This is a genomic window from uncultured Kordia sp. (genome assembly GCF_947496985.1).
Taxonomy (GTDB): Bacteria; Bacteroidota; Bacteroidia; order Flavobacteriales; family Flavobacteriaceae; genus Kordia.
Genome location: NZ_CANMEZ010000006.1, coordinates 221,140 through 244,399, shown reverse-complemented (window position 1 = coordinate 244,399; position 23,260 = coordinate 221,140). Strand labels below are relative to the sequence as shown.

Annotated in this window: 17 protein-coding genes; 6 read left to right on the top strand and 11 right to left on the bottom strand. The window is 30.9% G+C overall.

Features of this window, described 5'->3' with window-relative positions:
- Nucleotides 1–58 precede the first annotated feature (58 nt).
- The 3 genes from arsC to prfB all read right to left on the bottom strand — a co-directional run bounded on the left by arsC (nucleotide 59) and on the right by prfB (nucleotide 2,201).
- Entirely contained in the window at nucleotides 59–400 is a 342-nt protein-coding gene (gene arsC, locus Q0828_RS16605) for an arsenate reductase (glutaredoxin) (RefSeq protein ID WP_298423576.1), read from the bottom strand.
- 5 nt (nucleotides 401–405) lie between these two features.
- Nucleotides 406–1,029, bottom strand: coding sequence for a hypothetical protein (locus Q0828_RS16600; protein WP_298423573.1), 624 nt, complete (start codon nucleotides 1,027–1,029; stop codon nucleotides 406–408).
- A 64-nt stretch (nucleotides 1,030–1,093) separates the two neighbouring features.
- A protein-coding gene (gene prfB / locus Q0828_RS16595) for a peptide chain release factor 2 (protein WP_298423570.1) occupies nucleotides 1,094–2,201 on the bottom strand; the annotation gives its coding sequence in 2 pieces (ribosomal slippage) (nucleotides 1,094–2,137 and nucleotides 2,139–2,201; 1,107 coding nt in all).
- 126 nt (nucleotides 2,202–2,327) lie between these two features.
- Here prfB and Q0828_RS16590 point away from each other — a divergent pair.
- Complete coding sequence (locus tag Q0828_RS16590) at nucleotides 2,328–4,748, top strand: zinc-dependent metalloprotease (protein WP_298423567.1); 2,421 nt, start codon at nucleotides 2,328–2,330, stop codon at nucleotides 4,746–4,748.
- Between the two features lie 68 nt (nucleotides 4,749–4,816).
- Complete coding sequence (locus Q0828_RS16585; RefSeq protein ID WP_298423563.1) at nucleotides 4,817–5,839, top strand: GntG family PLP-dependent aldolase; 1,023 nt, start codon at nucleotides 4,817–4,819, stop codon at nucleotides 5,837–5,839.
- A gap of 55 nt (nucleotides 5,840–5,894) precedes the next feature.
- Here the strand turns inward: Q0828_RS16585 and Q0828_RS16580 are convergent, their stop codons facing one another.
- Nucleotides 5,895–6,224, bottom strand: coding sequence for a YegP family protein (locus Q0828_RS16580; RefSeq protein WP_298423560.1), 330 nt, complete (start codon nucleotides 6,222–6,224; stop codon nucleotides 5,895–5,897).
- Nucleotides 6,225–6,472: 248 nt separating this feature from the next.
- On the opposite strand from Q0828_RS16580, the gene Q0828_RS16575 reads away from it, so the two are divergent.
- Nucleotides 6,473–8,155 (top strand): OmpA family protein, encoded by a 1,683-nt coding sequence (locus Q0828_RS16575; RefSeq protein ID WP_298423558.1) that lies wholly within the window; start codon nucleotides 6,473–6,475, stop codon nucleotides 8,153–8,155.
- A gap of 79 nt (nucleotides 8,156–8,234) precedes the next feature.
- Here the strand turns inward: Q0828_RS16575 and Q0828_RS16570 are convergent, their stop codons facing one another.
- Both Q0828_RS16570 and Q0828_RS16565 read right to left on the bottom strand, forming a co-directional pair.
- Entirely contained in the window at nucleotides 8,235–8,483 is a 249-nt protein-coding gene (locus tag Q0828_RS16570; RefSeq protein WP_298423556.1) for a hypothetical protein, read from the bottom strand.
- Between the two features lie 584 nt (nucleotides 8,484–9,067).
- Nucleotides 9,068–9,391 carry a YbaB/EbfC family nucleoid-associated protein gene (locus Q0828_RS16565; RefSeq protein ID WP_298423553.1) on the bottom strand — a complete coding sequence of 108 codons (324 nt, stop codon included), beginning with the start codon at nucleotides 9,389–9,391 and terminating at the stop codon, nucleotides 9,068–9,070.
- A gap of 139 nt (nucleotides 9,392–9,530) precedes the next feature.
- Between Q0828_RS16565 and Q0828_RS16560 the strand changes: the two genes are divergently transcribed.
- The 3 genes from Q0828_RS16560 to Q0828_RS16550 all read left to right on the top strand — a co-directional run bounded on the left by Q0828_RS16560 (nucleotide 9,531) and on the right by Q0828_RS16550 (nucleotide 14,211).
- The gene (locus Q0828_RS16560; RefSeq protein ID WP_298423551.1) at nucleotides 9,531–11,591 is read left to right on the top strand and encodes a S9 family peptidase; all 2,061 of its coding nucleotides are present in this window, start codon (nucleotides 9,531–9,533) and stop codon (nucleotides 11,589–11,591) included.
- An 83-nt stretch (nucleotides 11,592–11,674) separates the two neighbouring features.
- A complete protein-coding gene (locus Q0828_RS16555) occupies nucleotides 11,675–12,715 on the top strand; it encodes a cysteine synthase family protein (protein ID WP_298423548.1) in 1,041 nt (346 codons plus the stop codon).
- 236 nt (nucleotides 12,716–12,951) lie between these two features.
- Nucleotides 12,952–14,211, top strand: a complete 1,260-nt coding sequence (locus Q0828_RS16550; RefSeq protein ID WP_298423545.1) for an aminotransferase class I/II-fold pyridoxal phosphate-dependent enzyme — start codon at nucleotides 12,952–12,954, stop codon at nucleotides 14,209–14,211.
- A 66-nt stretch (nucleotides 14,212–14,277) separates the two neighbouring features.
- Here the strand turns inward: Q0828_RS16550 and Q0828_RS16545 are convergent, their stop codons facing one another.
- The 5 genes from Q0828_RS16545 to Q0828_RS16525 form a co-directional block, all read right to left on the bottom strand.
- A complete protein-coding gene (locus tag Q0828_RS16545; protein ID WP_298423542.1) occupies nucleotides 14,278–15,021 on the bottom strand; it encodes a hypothetical protein in 744 nt (247 codons plus the stop codon).
- A 44-nt stretch (nucleotides 15,022–15,065) separates the two neighbouring features.
- A complete protein-coding gene (locus Q0828_RS16540; protein WP_298423539.1) occupies nucleotides 15,066–16,790 on the bottom strand; it encodes a hypothetical protein in 1,725 nt (574 codons plus the stop codon).
- A gap of 70 nt (nucleotides 16,791–16,860) precedes the next feature.
- The gene (locus Q0828_RS16535) at nucleotides 16,861–18,492 is read right to left on the bottom strand and encodes a MotA/TolQ/ExbB proton channel family protein (protein ID WP_298423536.1); all 1,632 of its coding nucleotides are present in this window, start codon (nucleotides 18,490–18,492) and stop codon (nucleotides 16,861–16,863) included.
- A complete protein-coding gene (locus Q0828_RS16530; RefSeq protein ID WP_298423533.1) occupies nucleotides 18,485–19,819 on the bottom strand; it encodes a hypothetical protein in 1,335 nt (444 codons plus the stop codon). Before Q0828_RS16530 ends, Q0828_RS16535 begins: the two co-directional genes overlap by 8 nt.
- On the bottom strand, nucleotides 19,806–23,258 hold the full coding sequence (locus tag Q0828_RS16525) for a cell division protein FtsA (RefSeq protein ID WP_298423530.1): 3,453 nt from the start codon (nucleotides 23,256–23,258) through the stop codon (nucleotides 19,806–19,808). Before Q0828_RS16525 ends, Q0828_RS16530 begins: the two co-directional genes overlap by 14 nt.
- Nucleotides 23,259–23,260: the final 2 nt, after the last annotated feature.

Below are 23,260 nucleotides of genomic sequence, written 5' to 3'. Positions count from 1 at the left end.
GTTCTGTTAAAAGAAAAACCCAGCAAATTTTTGCTGGGTTTGTACTATTGAAATGATTTTATATGATCGTTAAAATATTTTCTGGAGGTCTTCCTATTACTGCTTTTTGATTGTTTACAACTATTGGACGTTCCATCAATTTTGGGTTTGAAAGCATGAGTTTGATAATGTGTGCTTTAGAAATCCTTTTGTCTTTGTAATTTTCTTTCCAGAAAGCTTCATTCTTACGAACTAAATCTATAGGTTCTATGTCAAGTAGTTCAATAATTTTTGTGAGTTCGGCCAAAGAAAGTCTATTCTCTAAGTACTTAACAATAATAAACTCTTTTCCTGAGTCTTTTAGAATAGCCAATCCTTCTCTGGATTTGCTACATCTTGGATTGTGATATATTTTGATCATTTTGTTTATTTATAAATTTCTACAAGTTCTTCTTTTTCATACAAATCATTAATGTCAGCCTGTAAAATATAATCCGTTGTTTCCGCATAGAAATCACTAACAGTATCGGTTTTTGAATTAAATTCAGATTTTGTTGGAGCACTATAACCGCCTTCATATGAGTATTGACCTAATTTTATAAAAATGGAGTCGTTTTTAACTTCAGTAACTTTTGCAAAAGAATATTCTTTAGAACCTTTTCTAAATACCATAATGTCATTGGCTTCTATATGTGTTACATGTTCTGCCATTTCTTTATCATGCTGATTTGAGGCGTAGAAACCGTATCCAATTAATAATGCAATAATAATTAAACCAGAAAATAAGTAAAAAGGAGTCTTAAAATGATGTTTTTCAAGTGCTAATTTATCTTTCAGTTTTTGTGGCATTTCTTTTCCCTCAAGAACTTGTCCTGTACCTTCACAAGTTGTAAAATACTTTTTTGAATAAGGAAAAAGCGGAATCCAAAATATATGTGCATACTTAACAACTGCAGTTGCATAGATATCTGACGATTCGCAATTTGGACTTTTTACTCCTTGTAATTTTCTTGTTCCTAGATCTTTAGAGCTAGTTCCATATACTATCATTCTTTATATGTTTATTAGTTATTTCAGTTACAATAATACAGAAATTTAGAAATAAACAACCGAATTATAGACTATCTTCCTCTTTTTTCTGTCCCATGGACATTAAATATGCTTTTAAGAATTCATCGATGTTACCATTCATGACAGCATCTACGTTTCCTGTTTCATGAGCTGTACGAACATCTTTGACTAATTTATATGGATGCATTACATAGTTTCTAATTTGCGATCCCCATTCTATCTTCATTTTTCCAGCTTCAATATCATCACGCGCTTCCAATTGTTTTTTCAATTCAATTTCATACAATTGTGACTTTAACATTTGCATGGCACGCGTTCTGTTATCTTGTTGTGAACGTGTCTCTGAGCAAGAAATCTGAATTCCTGAAGGTTTATGTTTTAGTTGTACTTTGGTTTCAACCTTATTTACATTTTGTCCACCAGCACCGCTAGAACGAGAAGTAATAATTTCAATATCAGCAGGATTAATGTCAATTTCAATAGTATCATCAATCAATGGATACACATATACAGATGCAAAAGATGTATGACGTTTTGCATTGCTGTCAAATGGAGAAATGCGTACCAAACGATGGACACCATTTTCACCTTTTAACCAACCAAAAGCAAAATCACCATCAAACTCTAAGGTTACTGTTTTAATTCCGGCAACATCACCTTCTTGATAATTCAGTTCTTTTATTTTATATCCTTGTCGTTCCGCAAACATTAAATACATACGCATGAGCATATTTGCCCAATCGCAGCTTTCCGTTCCGCCAGCACCAGCCGTAATTTGTAATACAGCGCTCATACTATCACCTTCATCTGACAGCATATTTCGGAATTCTAAGTCTTCAATTCTAGTTTTTGTAGTTTCATATTGTGTTTCTACTTCTTCAGCAGTAGTATCACCTTCTTTGTAAAATTCATACAATACTTCCAAGTCTCCAATTAAATCAGCAACTGCATTATAATCGCTAACCCATTTTTTTTCTCCTCGAAGCTTTTTCATAAGGATTTCTGCTTCTTTAGGATTGTCCCAAAAGTTAGGAGCATAGGTTTTCTCCTCTTCGTTTGCAATTTCTATAAGCTTGGCATCTATGTCAAAGATACCTCCTTAACGCACCAAGGCGATTGATAAGATCTTTAATATGATCTGATGTTATCATGTTTGTTCTTTTTATACTTACAAAAATAAGATGTTTTATGTATATTCATAGCGTAAAACAGAAAAACCGAGAGAATCAAAAATGCGTTTGATTTTTTAGAGTTGAATTTGAAAAAACAATATTCCAATGAAGAAATGTACATTGTTGATTATCATTTTCTTATGTGCTTCATTTAGCTTTTCGCAAGAAAAAAAGAAAACGAAAAATTATCCAAAAGAATATTATAAAGGTTTTTTTGATTTCTCATATGAAGAAAAAAGAGATAAAATTTTCCTTGATGTTAAAAACCTAAATGAAGATTTTTTATATGTATATTCATTGGCAAGTGGTGTAGGTTCTAATGATATTGGTTTAGATAGAGGTCAAATAGGTGATGGTGTTGTTGTTCAGTTCCAGAAAATGGGCAATAAACTCATGTTAGTACAACCCAATTTGCGTTACAGAGCAAATACGACAAATGACTTAGAACGAAAAAGTGTAGAACAAGCTTTTGCAAAATCGGTTTTATTTGGTTTTCCTATTGTTTCATCAAAAAATGGAGTGCATACAATTGATTTGACCCCTTTTTTAATGCAAGATGCACATGGAGTCATAGGAAGTTTGGCAAATAACAAACAAGGTGTATACAAATTAGATATTACTAAAAGCGCACTGTCATTGCCAAGAACAAAAGCTTTTCCTAAAAATGTAGAGTTTGAAGCTTTACTAACCTTTAAAGGAAAGGCAAAAGGAAATTATATACAAAGCGTTACACCAAATGCTTCTCTAGTAAGTGTTACACAACACCATTCATTCGTAGCATTACCAGACGATAATTATAAACCAAGAGTTTTTGATCCACGAAGTGGTGCTATCTATGTTTCTTATTACGATTATGCAACACCAATTCAAGAACCTATGCAGAAGCGTTTTATTACAAGACATCGTTTGGAGAAGAAAAATCCTAATGCTGCAGTTAGTGAAGCTAAAGAACCAATCATTTATTATTTAGATCCAGGAACACCTGAACCTGTACGTTCAGCTTTGTTAGACGGTGCACGTTGGTGGAATCAAGCATATGAATCAATTGGTTTTAAAGATGCTTTTCAAGTAAAAATGTTACCAAAAGATGCTGATCCAATGGATGTTCGTTATAATGTAATTCAATGGGTACATCGTTCTACACGTGGTTGGAGTTACGGTGCAAGTGTAGTTGATCCGAGAACAGGAGAAATTATAAAAGGACATGTAAGTTTGGGAAGCTTACGAATTCGGCAAGATTTTTTAATAGCGCAAGCATTGCTAAACAAGCCATTTGCTACTAATGATGATAATTATCAACCTATGCTATCTATGGCGTTGGCACGAATTCGTCAATTATCAGCTCATGAGGTTGGACATACGATTGGATTTGCACATAATTTTGCAGCAAGTACAAACGATAGAAGTTCCGTGATGGATTATCCACATCCGACGGTAAAAATAACCGATGGAAAAATAGATTTATCTAATGCGTATGCAACTGGAATTGGTTCTTGGGATAAAGTAACGGTGGCATATTCGTATTCAGAGTATAATTCAGCGAAAGCGGAAAAAGAAGGGTTAAAAACTATATTAAATAAGGCATATAAAAATGGACATCGTTTTATTTCTGATGCTGATGCGCGACCAGCGGGTGGCGCACATGCCAATGCACATTTGTGGGATAATGGAAAAAGTGCTTCTGAGGAGTTAGAAAATGTATTAAATGTTCGTGAACTTGCGATCAAAAATTTCTCAAAAGATAATATTCGTAGTAATGAATCTTATACCATTTTAGAAGATGTTTTTGTACCGTTGTATTTCTTTCATAGATATCAAACAGAAGCAACTTCCAAACTTATTGGTGGATTGGATTATAATTATGCAACTAAAGATGATGGACAGTTAATTACAGAAGTTGTGTCATCAAAAATACAAAGAGAAGCGTTAAAATCGATTCTAAAAACATTAGATGCAAGAACATTAAAAATTCCTGAGGATAAATTAGCGTTATTTCCACCAAGAGCTTATTCGTACTGGCGATCAAGAGAATCGTTTAAAGGAAATACTGGTGTTGGTTTTGACGCTATTGCACCAGCTTCTACGGCAAGTGACATGACTTTGTCATTTTTATTTCATCCAGACCGTGCAGCGCGTTTAATTCAACAAAAAAGTTTAGATAAAAGGCGATTAGGATTTATAGAAATGATTAATGAAGTATTGAAAAACACATTGTATAAAACTTATAAAGATGTCCATGAATATGAAATTGGACATGCTATTAATATAAATGTGTTGAAACATTTAATGAACTTAACGAATCACCCAAATGCGTCGCCTTCAGTAAAAGCGCAAAGTCAATACGTATTAAACGAGATTTCTCAAAAAGTAAGATCGAAGAAGTACAAAGAAACTGAAAAACCGTATCAATCGTACTATTTAGATATGATAGATCAATTCAAAAAATATCCAGAAAAGTTTAAAGCCAAGGCTTCACCTAAAATTCCAGATGGATCTCCAATAGGAACAGATGCGTGTAGATTTTAAAAGAAAAGAGACAAAAATAAATCAACGAATTGGCAGATAACCAAACACCCAAAACCTATTCAAGAAAAATGCGAATTAATTTAATAAGCGATACGGTAACCAAACCGACTCCACAAATGCTCAAAGCAATGTTTGAAGCTAAAGTAGGAGATGATGTTTTTAAGAAAGATGAATCTATTAATCATTTGGAGCAAAAAGTAGCTGAAATGTTTGGCAAGGAAGCTGCGTTGTTTTTCCCAAGTGGAACAATGGCAAATCAGACAGCTATTAAAATACATACAAACCCAGGTGATCAAGTAATTTGTGATAAAGACGCACACATTTATAATTATGAAGGTGGCGGCGTTAGTTTTAATAGTGGCGCATCGTGTAAATTGATTGATGGACACCGCGGAATGTTTACAGCTGCACAAGCAAAAGCAGTAATAAATCCACCAGATTTTTATCACAGTCCATTAACTTCTTTAATAGCATTAGAGAATACGGCAAATAGAGGAGGAGGCGCTTGTTGGGATTTTAATGAGATTGAAAAAATTCATGCTGTTGCCCGCGAACATGATTTAGGTTTTCATTTAGATGGCGCTCGCTTGTGGAATGCATTAGTAGAAAAGGGAGAGACACCTGAACAGTATGGGAAACTCTTTGATACTATTTCTGTTTGTTTGTCAAAAGGATTGGGTTGTCCTGTAGGATCTGTGTTAGTTGCAGATGCAGAAACGATTCATAAAGCCTTACGAATTCGTAAAATTTTGGGTGGTGGAATGCGTCAAGCAGGATATTTAGCTGCAGCCGGAACATATGCTTTAGATAATCATGTGGATCGTTTGGCGGAAGATCATGCAAAAGCAAAAGAAATAGGAAAAACTTTAGAAGGTTTAGCTATTATCAAAAGTGTTGAACCTATTGATACTAATATCATTATTTTTTATCTACAAGATGATATTGATGAACAAAATTTCTTAAATAAATTAGAAAAATTAGGAATTGATTTAATTGGAATGGGAAGTGGGAAGCTGCGTATAGTTACACATTTAGATTATACCACTGAGATGCATCAAGAATTTTTAAAAATAATTCAAAACGTATTATAAAGCATAAAAAAAGCAACTCAATTGAGTTGCTTTTTTTATATGTTCTGTGTGTTGTCTACTCTGTTAAGTCTTTTACTTCAGCACTTCCAGCATTCTTTTTAACTGATTCAATTCCATTTTCCATTCCTGCTTCACTAGCATACATTTGACTGCTACCTATAATTTGACCGTTTCCTGCTTTTAAATTAAAATGAAATTTTCCATTTTTAGCAGTTTTACGTTCAAATTTCCCATCGTCGGTAGAGTTCTTTTTGCAAGATTCTACACCATTTTTAGCACCACTTTTATCAGCATATCCTTGACTTGACATGATAATTTGTCCATTTTTTGCTTTTAGATTGAAGTAAAACTTACTGTTGTTTTCACTTTGAAATATTTCAAACATAGTTATTAGAGATTTAGTTATATGTAGTAAATATATCAAAAAATTATTGGAAAAGAAATGCTATTTGAAGCAATTCAAAATGGATACACAGGAATTTTCCTGAAAAAATGCACTTAATCGATAATTAGAGGTATTTAAACTAAATATTATGTGTGCATAACATTGTAATAACAGATTCGTTTTACAAATCAATAAATTTGTATCTTGTAAGAAATAATAACAACAATTAATAATTAATCATTAAAAACATGAGAAAAAAACTATTATTTGGCTTAGCTTTAGCCTTTGGTTCTTTTGCTTTTGGTCAAGACTTACCAACAAATCCCGAGCCTGGAAAATGTTATGTTCGCTGTGTTACTCCTGATGTGTACGAAAATCAAGAAGTACAAGTTATGGTATCACCAGCTTACAAGAAATTAAAAGCTGTTCCTGCAAAGTACAGATCAGATAAAGAAACAGTTATTTCTAAAGTATCAGGTCAGAAACTTGCAGTAGTTCCTGCAGAGTACGGAACAGAATCTTTTGAAGTAGTTACTAAAGAAGCTTCTCAACGCTTAGTAAAAGTCCCATCTCAATCAAGCAGAGATACTGAAACAGTAGTGGTAAAGGAAGCTAGTTACAGATTAAACATTGTTCCAGCGGTTTACGAAACTAGAACATTTGATGTAGTAACAAGACCTGCATACCAAAAAGTGGAAATTATTCCAGCAGTGTATGAAACAAGAGATGTAGTTATTACAACTAAAGAAGCATCACAACGTTTAGAAGTTGTTCCTGCAGAATGGGGAACTGAGACGGTAACGTACAAGAAAAGAGAGTATGGATCTACTGTATCTGTTGTCCCAGCATCATTTACAAGTGATTTTGAAACTGTTGAGGTAAAGCCAGCTGCTGCACAATGGCAAATGAGTGAAATTCCTCCAGCTGACTGTAATTCTTCTAATCCTGATGATTGTAGATATTGGTGTTACAAAGCTATTCCAGCACAGAATGTAACGATTCCTGTAAAACGTTTAGCTGCTGACGCATCGTCTACGGCAACTCCTGATTGTGACCCAAGTAACAATGGTGGAAAACCATGTGGTGAAGCAACATATACAAGAACAATTATGGTAACGCCACCTACTACAAGAGTAATTTCTATTCCTGCTGAAACAAAAACTGTTAAGAAAACAGTAATGGTAACACCTCCAACTACAAGAGTTATTGATGTGCCAGAAGTTAGAAAAACAATGAAGAGAAGAGTAATGGTAACACCTCCAACTACGGAACGTGTTGAAATTCCTGCGGTTACTGAAACTGTTAAGAAAACGATCATTACTAATGAGTCTACTCGTGTAGAAGACATTCCTTCTGTAAGCAAAACTTACAAGAAAACAGTAATGACAACGCCTCCAACAACAAGAACAATTGATGTTGCTCAAAAACAAACTACATTAAAAACTACAAAGTTAGTTGAAGATGCTAGTGTTGTAACAACTGAAGTTCCTGCTGTATTTAAAACAGTTACTAAAGAAGTGTTAACTAAGAAAGGTGGATTAACTACTTGGAAAGAAGTTGATTGTAAACTATTAACTTACAACAACCTTAACATTAACTGGAACTTAGGTAGTGCAACGTTAACTGCAGCTGCTAAGCGTGAAATTGATCAGAAATTATTACCTGTATTACAGAGTGGAGTTTCTGTAGAGATCGCTTCTCACACAGATTCAAGAGGAACAGCTTCTAGTAACGAGGCTTTATCTCAAAGAAGAGCACAAGCAGTAACAAACTACTTAATCTCTAAAGGAATCAATGCTAGTAAAATTGTTTCTAACGGATACGGTGAAAGAAGATTATTAAACAGATGTAAAGATGGTGTTTCTTGTACAGAAAGAGAGCACTTGGCAAACAGAAGAACACAATTTAGAGTTTTAGATCAAAAGAACTAAGCTTTTAAATTAAGATAAATTCATAGAAAAGGGAAGCCAATTGGCTTCCCTTTTTTTATGTTAAACGAAGTTTATTTTTTTAACAAAATAATGTTTCGCAAGGTACGTTTAAAGATTCACATCCTTTCGCTAGCGTGTTGTTTGGACAATCTTTAACATCTGCAGTAATTGGTAATGGACCATCTGATACAATTGATGTCGTAAATGGATCAGCTCCAGCTGTTGTTTTAGTGTCTGAAGAACATGCATCTCCACCAAAAATTGCAGATTGGATATTTGAAATTGATTCTTTGTTCAATGCTAAATTTTTGATACTTCTTTTTTTCATAATAAATAATTTTACTGTTAATGATTTCTTTGTCGACAGATTAAACTTAAGATCATTTATAACAACAGTTTTGTGTTACTTTCTGAAAAGGAGATTTCAATTTCTGAAATAAAAAAAGATGATTAAAAAACACTTTCAATCATCTTACGATACTTTTATTAACTAAAAATAATTAAACGAACTACTTAACATGTAACATATAAAGTAGGGCAGTTTTGTTTTGTTGGAGGTTCACAGCCTATAGATGCAGACACATATCAGTTTCTAAAGACGCAGGACACAGAGCATGTCTTGCATTAATAGAAGCACAAGTTACTGCAATGAATTCCACCAAGTCGGTCTTCTACCAACAAGTGTACTTGATTTAAGACTAGGAATTACGTGTTTGTGAAGTTGTAATTTTTGAGGAAATTTTGTTTTTTCATAATTAAAATTTTGAAATAATTTAGTTATTTGTCTAAATGTACAGGCTCAATCCTTCAAAATAGTTATAAAGTTTTCGAGGACACTATTTTTATTTCCCAAACAAAAAAAGAGCTACTTTTTACAGTAACTCTTTCTTTGAAAATGATATGTTTTTATACTTACGAAAACATGTCCATACCAGGGATATTTGGCATACCATCTTTGGCTACTGCAGAAACTTCAGTTTCATGAACTTCTCCAGCACGTGTAATTGCTTTATTTAATGTTAAAATTAAATAGTCTTCCAATTGCTCTTTATCTTCTAATAATTCGTCAGCAATTGTAATAGATTTAATAGCTCTATTTGCAGTAACTGTCACATTTAGAAGGTTATCCGAGCTTTTCTCGTCAATCAAAACTGAATGTAATCGTTGTTTCGTTTCTTCTACTTTCTTTTGGGTTTCTTTAAGTTTCCCCATCATTCCCATTAAATCTCCAAACATTTATAAATAATTAAAAGGTTAATTTTTACAAAATTATTAAATTGTAGACTTTTAACATACCTTTCTGATGAAAAAAAATACAATTATACTGTTATTCAGTATAATACTCATAAATTCCTGCAAACAGAATATACAAGAAATGAAAAATAGCTTATCAGTACCTACAGTTGCCAAGAAACCTACAAAACTTGAAAAACATGGAGACGTAAGAATTGACGATTATTATTGGTTAAATGATAGAGAAAATCCTGAGGTAATTTCATACCTAGAAGCTGAAAATGTTTATAATGATGAAATGACAGCACATACCAAGGATTTTCAGAAAAATTTATTTGAAGAATTAAAGGGAAGAATCAAAGAAGATGATGCTTCAGTTCCTTACAAATTAAACGGATATTGGTATGTACGCAAATATGAAGAAGGCAAAGATTATCCAATTCATACACGAAGAAAAGAAACATTAGACGCGCCAGAAGAAATTTTATTTGATGTAAATGAAATGGCAGAAGGACATTCTTATTACAAGTTAACAGGAATCAATATTAGTCCAGATAACAAACTTGCAGCTTTTGGAGTGGATACAGTGAGTAGACGACAATATACCATTCATATCAAAAACCTTGAAACTGGAGAAATTTATAAAGAACGTATAGAAAACACTACAGGAAGTTCTACTTGGGCAGCAGATAATAAAACATTATTTTATGCAAACAAAGACGAACAAACGCTTCGTTCTGAAAAAATATTCAAGCACAAAATTGGAGAGAATGTTGCGAATGATGAAGTTATATTTCATGAAAAAGATGAAACCTATATAACATTTGTATACAAATCAAAATCTAGAAAATATCTTGTTATTGGTTCTTACAGTACATTATCTTCTGAATACAGAGTATTAGAAGCTGACAATCCTGATGGAGAGTTTAGAATATTTCAAGAGCGTGTTCGTGGTTTAGAATATAGTATAGCGCATTATAAAGATCATTTTTACATATTAAGTAATAAAGACCAAGCTACAAACTTTAAACTCTCAAAAACGCTTGAAAACAAAACAGGAATGGACAATTGGGAAGATATCATAAAACATCGTCCAGAAGTTTTGATAGAAGATGTAGATATCTTTAAAGATTTTCTTGTAGTAAGCGAGCGTGATAATGGTTTAAACAAAATTCGAATCATTCGCTGGGACGGAAAAGATGATTATTACTTACCATTTGATAATGAAACATACACAGCAAATCCAAATATAAATGTAGATTTTGATACCGAAATCTTACGATATTCATACAATTCAATGACGACACCAGCTTCTGTCATTGATTTTAATATGGTTACAAAAGCCAAAGAAGTCAAAAAAGAACAAGAAGTATTAGGAGGAAAATTTGATAAAGATAACTATACTTCTGAACGTTTATGGGCTACTGCTGCAGATGGAATAAAAGTGCCAATGTCAGTAATCTACCGAAAAGGAATCAAAAAAGATGGTAGTAATCCAGTATTACAATATGCGTATGGTTCATATGGTTCCACAATAGATCCTTATTTTTCTTCAGCAAGATTAAGTCTACTCGATAGAGGATTTATTTTTGTAATTGCACATGTTCGTGGCGGAGAATACTTAGGTAGAAATTGGTATGATGATGGAAAATTAATGGCTAAGAAAAATACATTTACAGATTTTATTGATTGTTCAAAATATCTAATCGAACAAAAATATACATCTCCGGAACATTTATATGCTTCTGGCGGAAGCGCAGGAGGATTACTAATGGGCGCTATTGTAAACATGAATCCGGAATTATACAATGGAGTCATTGCATCAGTTCCGTTTGTTGATGTAGTAACCACGATGTTAGATGATAGCATTCCGCTTACTACTGGAGAGTATGATGAATGGGGAAATCCTAACGAAAAAGAATCTTACGATTACATGAAATCATATTCACCTTATGATAATGTTGCAGCAGCTGCATATCCGAATATGTTAGTAACTACTGGTTTACACGATTCGCAAGTGCAATATTGGGAACCTGCAAAGTGGGTTGCAAAGCTTAGAGAATTAAAAACTGATGATAATATTTTGCTCTTGCATACAAACATGGATGCAGGTCATGGAGGCGCATCTGGACGCTTTGAAGCACTCAAAGAAGTGGCCGAAGAATACGCATTTTTGCTAGACTTAGAAAATATAAAAGAGTAATTAAAAAATTTAACTTAAATTTGCAAGGTTTTGTGTTTTTTCAAAACTTACATAAATAAAACCCTGTCAACATAATAGTCTTTATGGAACAACAAATTAATGCTTTTGATAATGTCCTCGAACTTATTGGGAATACACCTTTGATAAAGTTGAATCACATCACAAAAAACATCAAAGGAAATTTCTATGCAAAAGTAGAGGCATTCAATCCGGGACATTCAACCAAAGATAGAATTGCTTTATATATAATTGAAGAAGCTGAAAGGCAAGGTATCATCAAACCAGGTGATACAATTATTGAAACAACTTCAGGTAATACAGGATTTAGTATTGCAATGGTAAGTATCATTAAAGGATACGAATGTATTTTAGCAGTAAGTTCTAAATCATCAAAAGATAAAATTGACATGTTGCGTTCTATGGGCGCTAAAGTCTATGTATGCCCAGCGCATGTAAGTGCAGACGATCCACGTTCGTACTATCAAGTTGCAAAACGTATGCATGAAGAAACAAAAGGTTCTGTATACATTAATCAATACTTTAATCAATTAAATATTGATGCGCATTACAAAACAACAGGTCCTGAAATTTGGAAACAAACAAACGGACAAATCACGCACTTTGTAGCATGTAGCGGAACAGGAGGAACCATCTCAGGAACAGCAAAATACTTAAAAGAGCAAAATCCAAATATTCGTGTTTTAGGAGTTGATGCTTATGGATCAGTATTGAAAAAATATCATGAAACACGCGAATTTGATTCAAATGAAATCTATCCATACAGAATAGAAGGATTAGGGAAAAACTTAATTCCAACTGCGACAGATTTTGATGTTATTGATAAATTTGTCAAAGTAAAAGATGAAGAAAGCGCACACAAAGCACGTGAAATTTCAAAAACAGAAGGACTTTTCGTAGGATATACAAGTGGAGCAGCAATGCAAGCCATAGAACATCTAGCAGAAGAAGGGGAATTTGATGAAAATAGTAATGTCATTGTAATCTTTCCAGATCATGGTTCAAGATACATGAGTAAAGTATATAGTGACGAATGGATGAGCTCACAAGGATTTTTTGACAGTAAAAATTTAGAAGAAGCACAAAAAATTGAATACATAAAATAAACATATTTCAAAATTATAACATATTAAAAAGCAGCATATTAGCAAATATGTTGCTTTTTGTTTTCATATACAGAAATATCTTCAAAATATATCATAAAATACTATCAACTCAACATAAAAGTATAATAATTATGATTGCCACGTAAAAATATTTATTTTTGCCGTTGAAGTTTTCGGAAAACTTCTTAAATTACTACAATAACCCGAATTGATTCATAAAGAAAAACTTAGATAGAATGAAGGATTTATTTGCTAAAATATACAGAGATAAAGGACCACTAGGAAAATGGGCTTCACAAGCAGAAGGATACTTTGTATTCCCAAAATTAGAAGGTGAAATCTCTAATCGAATGAAGTTCCAAGGAAAAGACGTGATCACTTGGAGTATCAATGATTATTTAGGATTAGCAAATCATCCAGAAGTTCGTAAAGTAGATGCGGAAGCTGCTGCTGCATATGGTTCTGCATATCCTATGGGAGCTCGTATGATGTCTGGACATACAGATTTACACGAGCAACTTCAAAATGAATTAGCAGAATTTGTTGGAAAAGAAGCAACATACTTATTAAACTTTGGATATCAAGGAATGGTGTCTACAGTAGATGCGTTAGTTTCAAAAGATGATATTATTGTGTATGATGTAGATTCACATGCATGTATTATTGATGGTGTACGCTTACACATGGGAAAACGTTTCACGTTTAAGCATAATGATATTGAAAGTTTAGAAAAAAACTTAGTAAGAGCTACGAAGATGGCTGAACAAACAGGTGGAGGAATCTTAGTGATCTCTGAAGGTGTATTTGGAATGCGTGGAGAACAAGGAAAATTAAAAGAAATAGTAGCTTTAAAGAAAAAATATAACTTCCGTTTGTTTGTAGACGATGCACACGGTTTTGGTACGCTTGGCGCGACAGGTGCCGGAGCAGGACAAGAACAAGGTGTTCAAGATGAAATAGACGTATACTTTGCAACTTTCGCAAAATCAATGGCAAGTACTGGAGCATTCATTGCAGCTGATAAAGAAATCATTGATTACTTAAAATACAACTTACGTTCACAAATGTTTGCAAAATCATTGCAAATGCAATTGGTTGTAGGTGCGTTAAAACGTTTAGATATGTTGCGCACAATGCCTGAGTTAAAACAAAACCTTTGGAAAATAGTTAATGCATTACAAAGTGGGTTAAAAGAAAGAGGTTTTGATATTGGAACTACTAAAAGTTGTGTAACTCCTGTATACTTAAAAGGAAGTATTCCGGAAGCAATGGCGTTAGTAAAAGATTTGCGTGAAAATCACGGAATCTTCTGTTCAATTGTGGTATATCCAGTAATTCCTAAAGGATTAATCTTATTAAGAATGATTCCTACAGCATCACATACATTACAAGATGTTGAAGAGACGTTAGTAGCATTCTCGGCTATTCGTAAGCGTTTAGAAGATGGAACATACAAACGAGTTTCCGCAAAATTAATGGAACTTATGGGAGAGTAGGTTCTCTTAGAAAAATATATAATTATAAAAATCTCAAAGCTATTCAGTTTTGGGATTTTTAGTTTTTTAAGGACTTTTTTCTTCTGAATTTTCGGTATCACCAATTTTAGGAACGATTTGAATAATAAAGCGTTGATTTTTTCGCTCATCATATTCATTACGACCAACGCCGCCCCAACCATTTCCTGATATTTGTAGATCTATTAATTCTTTATATTGTTTAGTTTCAAAATCAATTCCGATATTTTTCCAGTATTTCCATAAATTAAATGCTCTGCTGTAACTCAACGCGTAATCTGACTGTTCATTACCTATTTTTAAGTGCGAAGCATAGCCTGAAATAATTAATAAATACGAGACATCTTTTAAATCTTTACTTTGATTTTTTTTCTCGGATAATTGTCGAATGACTTTTTGTAACTCATAGCCAACATTTCGAATTTTGTTTCGAGTTTTATTAAAATTTTCCAGATCGTATCTATTAATGCCATTTCTACTAGTTTTAAAGTTTACATCAAAAGCGAGTGTAAATCGTTTGTATTTTTTTTCATATTTGAATAAGCTTGAATTACTCTTAAGCGGTTTTAAATTTTCTTCTACTAAATCAAAAACCTTGAGAACTTGTTTAAGGCTATCATTACTAATTTTTAGTTTTTCTTCGCTTTTAAGGGCTTTTTCTGTCATTTCTATATTCTTAGCTCTTTCACTTTGTAAACTCAGTAAATTATCTTCTAAAGTGCGTTCTTTCTTTTTTAAAATTACAAATGTTAGCACATACAAAACCAATACAATAAAAAACAGGCTAGTCATGAGGTCGGCGAAGCTTATCCAAAAAAGGTTTTTATTGGATTTTTTCATTTTTCTATAATATAGTTTTTGGAATTATATGAAAATATAAATAATGGAATAATAAACAAACTAATTAATATAACAATGAGTTTAATTTTTAATTCTTGAATAGCAAATAAATTGGAAAAGCTATCTATTAAACTTGTTTTAAATAAAAAGAAAATTAAAAAAAATAATGGTATAATGATGAATACTTTAAAACCATTATTTTTTTTAGCGGTTGTACAATAACTTACAATCATAATTGTTATATAATAGATACTTATAGTTATTAATAAAGAATTTGCTAGAAAATATAAACAAATCAAATATATACAAGAGGTTTTTGGTAGTACAGGTCTCAATAATATTTGTTTTCTTATAATCTTTGTTTTCTCTGGTGAGTTAAGTTCTAAAAAAATATTTTTATTACTCTTTCCGTTGTATGTAAAATGAATTTCATAGGTTTCATCTGAATCAATTTTTGTAGCTTGAAAAGGATAAATTTTTCTGTAATTATTTTTATTTTTTATTTTTAAATAATTGTATTCACCAACATAATTATTAGGTTTTATTCTGTTTCCATAATTTAGTATAACTGATTTTGAATATAAATTTTCAATCTTAATCTGACCTGCATAGTCATATTTATAGCTTTCATTGTTAAAAGAATGATACAAAATCAAAGGTTCAGTATCGTCAATTGTAGAGCTAAACATTCTATTAATTTGTTCATGATTGGGGATTTCAGAATTTAAATATTCTTCAAACTCATAAAAATATAAATCGTTAAATGTCTTTCTAAAGATATTTTTAGTTTTTTTTGCGATTCCAATTTTGTCTATATTTGGAGGATTAAATGAAACTAGATTTACTTGATTAACCAAATTATTAATTTTCCCTAAATGTTGAACCACTTCGTAAAAATAAGCTCCTGATTCTTCTTCATGTACAAAATCACTAAGAATGATAAGACTTTTATGATTGTAATTTTTGTATTTGTATCTGTTTAGGAAAATTTCATGGCTTAATACTTCGGCTAAATCGGAGAAATTAGTATCTCTCCCAGCAATAATAGTTTTTTGTTTGTTTATTATTCTTAATTCTTTAATAATATCTTTAAAAACAGTTAGCAAAGGAACTTCATTTATATCTAGATGTTTTATTGGTATCTCATAAAATGTTCCAGATTCTTTTTTACTTTTTTCCAAATCAAATCCAGTATATATAACAACTTGTACAATAGTTTTTTCAAAACTCGTTGCATCATCGCTTATTTTACTTAAAGCAGTTAAAAGAAATAGATCTTCAACCTTTAAGAATTTAGTGTCATTAAAACATTTTTTTTCTACTTTCATATACAGGATTTGTAATAATTTCTCTTTTAAATTTCTCCTGTATTGTGTTTTTTTTTCTTTTTTAATCAAAGACCCAGTTCTATCTAAAATAATTGTAACTTTCCTTGTCTTTTTATCTTTAAATTCTTTATTCAAGTTTAAAATGGTCTTAGGGTAGTTGTTATCAATATTGATTTCATACTGATCGTATGGAAAGTTTATTACATTAGATATGTTAAACCAATCATATTGTGGTTTAGAATTAGTATTATGTTTGTCATAGCTAGAGAAAACATCGGCATGTATACTAAATATTATGGCAATCAAAGCTATAAAAATTACTAAAAAACTTCCTAAAACTTTAGGTAGAATATCTTTTGTGGTAATCACTATTAAATTAAATTTTTGTTTCAAAAAGCTATAAATTAATAGTAATAATAAAGTTATAATCAATGATATGTACGAAATGTTATCTAATATTAAATCAATCATCTTTTCTAAACCACCATTTTTTAAATTGTGTAAAAATATTCTTATCAACTACTTTATTCTTATCACTTTTTTCGTTTTTAGTACCTTCTGTACCTTCTGTAGCTTTGTTATTGTTTATTTTTTTATTTTGTGAATAATTTTTTTTCAACTCCTCCAAAATAGCTTCCAAAACCTTCTCATTTCGTTCAAGTTTATTTGATAACTCAATTCTCAAATCTTCTGATTGTTTTTTGAAATTTTCAGTAAGTGATTCTATATTATTTTCATCTTTAGTATCATTAGTTTTTTTCAACTCCACCAAAATGGTTTCTAATACTTTTTCATTATTTTCAAGTTTAGTAGCGAATGTATTTTTTAGTTCATCCGATTTCTCTGTTAGATCATTTAGCAATGGTAAGTAAGATAGTTCACTACTATACTGTTCAAAAGACTTGGCTAACAAATCTTCTTCTTTTTTTATGACTGTTTTAATGGATTCGATACTTTCTTCCGTATATTTTCGTAATGCTACCAATGATTTGACTAACATATCATCATAATCTTTGACAGCATCGTCTAAAATTTCCCCACGTTGTTCTATGACTGTAAAATGGTTCTGTAAAAAATGCCCTAGTTCGTTACTTTTTTGAACTCCTTGATCTAGTTTTTCGGCGAGTGCTTCGAAATTATTCGTTTTTTGTAAGAGTGCATTGAATGCGAACGTAAGTTCTGTAGTTCCTTGTATAGAAGTGTTTAACGTTTTTACATTTGAATTTAGTTGCTGAAATTCAGTTGCACCTTCTTTGAGTTCTCTAAAAATGATTGCGTTCGCTTCCGCAAATTTATAAATGTCTACTTTTTCTAGTTTAGATAAGATTTCATCCTGCGCAATGACGGCATCATAATTTTTCAATAAGATTTTTCCAAGATTCTCAATGTTTGTTGAAAAATTAGTATTGAAATCAGTAATACTATTATGTATTGTGATGACATCAGCAGAAACTTTTTGGTCTTCTTGTGAAAGCAGTTTAATTTGAATAAAATTATAAAACTGATTTTTCGCTTTGTCAAACTTTATACGTGCTTTTTTATATACGTAATTTGAATTAAATACAGTAACTGCCAATCCAATTAAACTTGCGCACATGGCAATGGCAACACCTATTAAGAAACCTTGTATTTCGAAATCATTTTCACTATTAGAAACAAAAAATAAATTTGCCAAACCAAAAATAATTCCGAGAATAGTTCCCATTAATCCCAAATAGAGTGGAATACTCAAAGTTTGTTGAATGGCTTCGTCTTCGGTTTCTAAATGACGTTCGGTAATATCTTTTAGACTGTCAAAATCAGTAGCAACTTCATGATGTTTTCTTAAATAAGAATTAATATCATTTAGTATTTCTTTAAAAACTGGATTACTACTTGTTGTAGAATTTAGTTGACTGATATTAATGCTAGCTGAATCTTCATTTTTTAAAATAGAAAGTTGTTTTACCGAGAGGGAATTCTTCGCTGGAATCAGTTTGGAAAAACCGTTGATTTTTTTACGCACACGATAGGCTTCCACTAATTGGTAGAAAATAATACCTACAATTAAGACAGTTTCAAATATGGTGATATAGTTGATGCCACTACTATTCATATTTAATCTCAGCTTTTTTATCTAAAACCCAGTTGTCACCTCTTTTTATAAGAATACCTTTTTCTGATGTATAGATCTTTTTTGCGTTAGAATTTATACTGCCTTTAACTTTACATAATGGTTTGATAATCATTTCATATGAACTAGCAGCAACTCTTACAGCTCTCTCTGTATTCAAGAATTCAAACTTAGCTGTTTTACTATTTTCAAAAAGATATAGCTTATAAAAGCTTTTAGATGGATTTTCAGTTTCTACTACCACAGAAGCATCAAAACTTCCATCTTTATTGGGACTAGGAGCATAGAGAATATCTTGACTTACATTTATAGATGTATTAAAGCTGTCGGTTTTAGTTTCATTATCTCTAATAGTTTTCTTTGGACTATCTGAATCTTTTACTTCGTTATTGTAATCATGCTCTGTTTTTACTGATTTTTTAGTTTCTATTATATTTTTTAATTTTTCCTCAAGATCCAATAATTTTTTTTCTGTAATCATTGAAATTCGTTCTTCAAGTTTTAAATTAATCTCTTCTTCCGATAGTTGATTAGTAGTTAATTTACTCAAACTAGTTTTTTTATTTTTTATCTTTTTCCTCATTCTATAAAGTAGAAAAGATAAAATGAATGATGTTAAGAGAAAAATTAAGGTAGTGAAAAAAAATATTTGATTGCAGGATTCCATGTTTTGCTGCTTTTTACCTAGTTCTTTAATTGATTTTTCTAGGGTGTATAGCTTGTCATTTATTAGATTGATAATACTATCATTATTTTTAGTTGGTATAGAAGTTGTCTTAATTTCAAAATCTTTTAGAATATCATTTAAGAAACTATCTTTTTTTAGAGTATTTAGAATTTGATTTTTAACAGGCTTTCTTCGATTATTTGCATTAAAAAAAAGGGAAAATAGATTTTCAGTTTTTGGATTTAAATATTTATTAAATATCAACAGTATTATATCATCTCTAGATTGATCAATATGCTCAACATTTTTTTTAATATCATTTGTAATTTTTACAATCTTAGGAAGACCTCTTGGAAACCCTTTACCATCAGTATCAACTATTAAAGATTTTAAATTTGGAATAGGATTATTTTTGCAAATTTCTCCTTTATTGAAATTTGTAAAAATTTCTTTTTCATTTTCAGTAGCGTCAGTCTTTTCTGCATATAATGAAACATATTTATAAGTTATCATACATTCGCAGTAATCTATAGCTTTTTCAAACGCAACTTCCTTCTTGTCCTGAGCTATTAATAATTTGCTAAAAAAAATGAGAAGTATAACAACTATATATCTGAATTTTTTTGTTTTAATTTTCATCATATTGAGAAATTTTATATGCAAGTTTATTTATTGCTCCTACTAAAGGATAAAAGAAAAGCGATTCTTCAATATCAATTTTAGTGTTTCCTTGAAGTTCATCAATCTTACTTTGTATTCCTTCTTTTAGGTATCCCATAAGATCATCTTTTAGAATTTCTTTATAGTCATCTATATGTCTAGCATTTATTCCAAAGTTTTTAGAAAAATTAAAATCCTCATGAATTTCAAATAGAATATTTATAAAGTTGTTAACTTCTTTAACTACATTATCAAGTTTTGGATGATTTTCGATTTCTGAATATTTAAAAGATTCTCTTGGAACTAAAGTATTTTCATTATCTCCTAAAAGAACAGTCTTAATATCCTCTACATCTTCAATATCAACATCAATAAGCAAGCCTCCTTTACAAGTTATTTCTTTAGGGTTTTTGTCTTGTTCGATTACTATTTTGCTGATTTCATCATGTTTGTAAACTTTTTTAAAGATTAATTCAGTAAGTTTTTTTAATTTATTATGATCTACACTACCGTCAGCAAGGGACAACATTTTAGAACCTGTACCACTGAAAATTATGTTTTTTGGAATTATAAGGTCATTAGCCTTCATAAGCTTGGCAACATGATACATAATGGAAGCGAAGAAAGTAAGAAAAACTATTTTCAATTCATCGTCTTTAACCAATTTTTGGTTATACGAAATAGGTATATTATTTTCTAAAATGGATTTATTGTTTTCTAGCGAAAATAAGTAGGTACTTATATCTTCAGATTTTTCTTTGTGACTAATTTGTTCAAGTACTGCACATAGGTCGTTTAATTCATTTGTTTCAAGTAGATTGTAAAAGAGTTCTTTGAACTTCAATACAAATCCATTAGTTTCAGGGGAATTACCATATGCATCACCAAATACGGTATTAGCGGCAAAACGCACAGAGGATAATAAAATAGGTTTCTTCCCTTGATAAATTACAATATCACTAGTGCCACCGCCTATATCAATACCAACTACAGGTTTATTAGCTGCAGATATCCCTCTTTTTTTCATGTAAAAATAATATGGAGCAATAGATTCTGATAGACCAGTCGGTATATTATCTTCTGAAATATATTTTTTGAATAATTCATTCCATAATTTCCCTAAATCATCTCGTCTTGTGGATGACATGCTAGATGGATAAAACCAAGTTAATTTTGTTTTACTAAGCTTACCGTTATTGCGCAAAATCTTTGTTCTAATTAGAAATAATAAGTTTTCAAAATATCGTTCTATCCTAATTAAATTCTCATCATCATTGGACCATTTGAGATTTGTCGAAATTTCAGAATTATCTTTTGATACATACTTTTCATAGTCAAAAGGAATATTGAAATCTGCTAATGAGTAAGTTGATTTTTGGATATTAAGTTTTTTACTTTCATTTAGAACAGTTCTTGTTGGAAAATTAAATTCGGATTCACTATTAATTAAACTTGGAAATAATTCATGTCTAATAAATTCAGACATATTATTAGCTTCAAAAAATCTACTATCACCTAATATTTCAGAAGAAAACATTGTAGCATATTGAACATCTTTTATGTTAATATCTAAAGGTTTTATATTTTTTTCACTATTTATTTTATATTCAATATGTGTATTAGTTGTTCCAAAATCTATAGCAAATGAGAACGAATCTGTACCTTGACTGACTTGAATTAATAATGGAATTATTATTCCATAAGAATTTTCATTTCCTACTTCTATATAGTCAAACTTATTTTCTAATACGTAAAAATCAGTCTGTATATAGATGTCAGATTTTTCACTTCTATTCTTTTTATCTTTGAGTTTAATTGGATTATTACCTTGATTATTATAGAAAGCCAAATTATAGTTTAAATCCTTTTTGTTGTGACTAATATCATTATCTAAGAACATAATCCTATAAAATGATTTTTCTTCATCATTTACTTTAATGAATGGATAGACAACTAAAGAGATAGAATTTTCAGTAACACTTCCTTTATTCTTAGTAATATCAGATTTTTTAGTCACAAACGTTCCATCGTCTTTTGCCGTAGGATTATCATAAGTTCGCCAAAAAGTAATATAATTAACAGACACATTTCCTCTTATAGGAATTCTTATATAAACTTCCACAGAGTTTGGATATACAACCATTTCAAACATTGGTTTTCCGTCGTGCATGGAACGTTGTAAATCGGAAGTATTAAAATAATTAAAGAATTCATTTTTTAATGGAAGTATAAAACTTTTTGTTTGGTCGCCACCTTCATAGCGAACATTTCCATCAAAGTATTTTTCTTTATTAATAGGGTAATTTAATCGAATCAAATTCGGTTGTAGAAAATCACTTACTGTTAAATACGGATACTTATCAATTTGTTCGGGTAAAGTTCGCTCATCCATTGATCGTTCGTCATGATACGGAACTTTCCAATTGCTATTCCACAACACATTGATATCTGTGTAAACAAGCGAATCAGAAAAGTTATTTTGTAAGACTAATGGTTTTAGTGCAGATTTGTTTGAATTGATGACAAATTCACTATTTTCTTCAATTAAAATTTTCCGATCTGCTATTTTTACTTTTTTAAGTGGATTTCCTAAAACTTCTAATTTTGAACCTTGTGCGCCTGTATCAAGTGCATCATACGTATTATTAAGTATTGTGATGAGTTCTCTTGCATCTGTAGCTTCATAATCGGTAATTTCTTTATACAAAGCATTATTCGTGTTGTCAAGTATTTTTAAATTATCTGCTAGATAACTTGAAAAATCTCGCATCGAAGTTGCTAATTCAGGATATGCAGAAAACAAAAGATATAAATATTTCTGAAATTCTAAATCTCGTTGATAGAGCGGCGTCAATTTTTTATCAAACAAAACAGTATTGCCATTATCAATACTGGCGAAACTTAAATCATTAGCAGAACTAAAGAATAGTGTAGTAGGCGATGTTCCACCAACAATTTTGTTATCGTAAATAACGAAATATAATTTCTTTAATTTGTCAAAATTATTAGATTGTGCATCTTGTTTTAGAAATAAATCAAGCGTTTCTCCATATAATCGATGTTTTGGATTATTAGATTCAAGTAGTTTGTTTAAATCAATTTCTTTATCCCAAGAAAGTATTTGCGCTCTGTCGCCTAGTTTATCAACATTGAAAAATAATTCGGCAACATCTAAACAGTCAGAAACTAATTTGTGATAAATGGTAGTTCCATTAAAATCTTTACTATCTACAACATATTTGAAAGCTGCACGTGCTAAATCAATTCGAGCAAACGGACTTGGAACAGAAGTAGGGTCATTTTTAGAATAATCACCATCGGGGTTTTTAATATCTTCAATAATTGATGGTCCATACGCTTCGCCTCTGTCTTCCCAATCTTGTAAATCTCTGTCTTTGAATAATCTGAATACTTTTGCCATGA

Excerpts from the sequence above, each read along its gene's own strand:
- arsC (WP_298423576.1), bottom strand. The coding sequence starts at position 400 with ATGATCAAAATATATCACAATCCAAGATGTAGCAAATCCAGAGAAGGA.
- Q0828_RS16600 (WP_298423573.1), bottom strand. The coding sequence starts at position 1,029 with ATGATAGTATATGGAACTAGCTCTAAAGATCTAGGAACAAGAAAATTA.
- Q0828_RS16590 (WP_298423567.1), top strand. The coding sequence starts at position 2,328 with ATGAAGAAATGTACATTGTTGATTATCATTTTCTTATGTGCTTCATTT.
- Q0828_RS16585 (WP_298423563.1), top strand. The coding sequence starts at position 4,817 with ATGCGAATTAATTTAATAAGCGATACGGTAACCAAACCGACTCCACAA.
- Q0828_RS16580 (WP_298423560.1), bottom strand. The coding sequence starts at position 6,224 with ATGTTTGAAATATTTCAAAGTGAAAACAACAGTAAGTTTTACTTCAAT.
- Q0828_RS16575 (WP_298423558.1), top strand. The coding sequence starts at position 6,473 with ATGAGAAAAAAACTATTATTTGGCTTAGCTTTAGCCTTTGGTTCTTTT.
- Q0828_RS16570 (WP_298423556.1), bottom strand. The coding sequence starts at position 8,483 with ATGAAAAAAAGAAGTATCAAAAATTTAGCATTGAACAAAGAATCAATT.
- Q0828_RS16565 (WP_298423553.1), bottom strand. The coding sequence starts at position 9,391 with ATGTTTGGAGATTTAATGGGAATGATGGGGAAACTTAAAGAAACCCAA.
- Q0828_RS16560 (WP_298423551.1), top strand. The coding sequence starts at position 9,531 with ATGAAAAATAGCTTATCAGTACCTACAGTTGCCAAGAAACCTACAAAA.
- Q0828_RS16555 (WP_298423548.1), top strand. The coding sequence starts at position 11,675 with ATGGAACAACAAATTAATGCTTTTGATAATGTCCTCGAACTTATTGGG.
- Q0828_RS16550 (WP_298423545.1), top strand. The coding sequence starts at position 12,952 with ATGAAGGATTTATTTGCTAAAATATACAGAGATAAAGGACCACTAGGA.
- Q0828_RS16545 (WP_298423542.1), bottom strand. The coding sequence starts at position 15,021 with ATGACTAGCCTGTTTTTTATTGTATTGGTTTTGTATGTGCTAACATTT.
- Q0828_RS16535 (WP_298423536.1), bottom strand. The coding sequence starts at position 18,492 with ATGAATAGTAGTGGCATCAACTATATCACCATATTTGAAACTGTCTTA.
- Q0828_RS16530 (WP_298423533.1), bottom strand. The coding sequence starts at position 19,819 with ATGATGAAAATTAAAACAAAAAAATTCAGATATATAGTTGTTATACTT.
- Q0828_RS16525 (WP_298423530.1), bottom strand. The coding sequence starts at position 23,258 with ATGGCAAAAGTATTCAGATTATTCAAAGACAGAGATTTACAAGATTGG.